Annotated in this window: 1 pseudogene; it reads left to right on the plus strand. The window is 60.5% G+C overall.

Going from position 1 to position 1157, the window contains the following annotated elements:
- Positions 1-1157 (plus strand): annotated as a pseudogene (locus N4Q37_RS27615) (sugar-binding protein); the annotation flags it as partial.

Here is a 1157-nt window from a genome sequence, read left to right on the forward strand (position 1 = left end):
GTCGGCTGGAACCTGAACCTGAGCCAGTTCACGCCCAGCGACAGCATCCTGGCCCTGAGTACCGGGGAGACCTTCAAGGTGACCGGCAGTGGGCCCCTGCCGGACATCAAGGAAAAGAAACTCGACAGTTTCCACTTCGAGAACCTGGGCAACGAACGCTATCGCATCCTGCACAAGTCCGGAATGGTCGAGGAACTCCAGGTTGGCGGCGCTCTTACCCGGGTCGCCTTGCCCGTGAGCCTCAAGTCGCCCGCCGGCCACAGCCTCACGCTGGCTTATACGTCATTCAGGGGCGGACAGTGCCTGCAAAGCATCAGCGACGCCCAGGGCGAACTGCTGCGCATTAACCGCCACTCTGGCGATGAGTGGGTGGAAATTCTCGTGCGTCCCGAAGGCCCCGACGGCGCGGCGCTGGCGCGCTACGAAATGAAGCTCAATGCCAGGGGCTGGGTCACTGAGATTGTATTGCCCACCCCTGACAAGGGCTCCTGGCGTTTTGGCTATGGCAACGGACCGATCCGTAACATTCTGTGCCTGCACGAGGTCAAGACCCCGGTGGGCGGCCACGAAACCATCGAATACGCCGACACCGGCCATCCCTATCCAGGCGGCGTCGTGCGGTCCAACCTGCCCCGGGTCACCCGTCATCGCAATTACCCCGATTTCGGTCAATCGAACGCCGATGAAACGATGATCGACATGGTCTTCAGCTACACCGGCCGTAACTTCCTCGGTGCCGGTGAAACCGTCAGTTGGGAAGACGGGATGGACCCGCTGTACAAACTCGACGCCCGCTATGAATACGGCAGCACCGCCAGCCTGATGGTCGGCGGGCAGGTGGTGCGCCAGGTCGAACGCAGCTATAACCGCTTTCACCTGCTGACGGAAGAAAAAACCACGCAGGAACACTGCATCAAGCGCGTCAGGACCCAGTACTACGCCGAAGATGTGGCTTTCGAGCGCCAGGTCCCGCAATTCCAGTTTCCCAAGGAAGTCACCACCAGTTGGGAGTTGGACAACGACGCGACCCAATACCGTGCCGAAATCGCCCTCAGCGCTTACGATGAGCATGGCAACCAGACTGAACAGGTCGAATCCAGCGGCATCAAGACCGTCTACACCTATTACGCCAAGAATGGCGAGGACGGTTGCCCGCC

Origin of the sequence: Pseudomonas citri, from assembly GCF_025336485.1 — a bacterium.
Classification (GTDB): Bacteria; Pseudomonadota; Gammaproteobacteria; order Pseudomonadales; family Pseudomonadaceae; genus Aquipseudomonas; species Aquipseudomonas citri.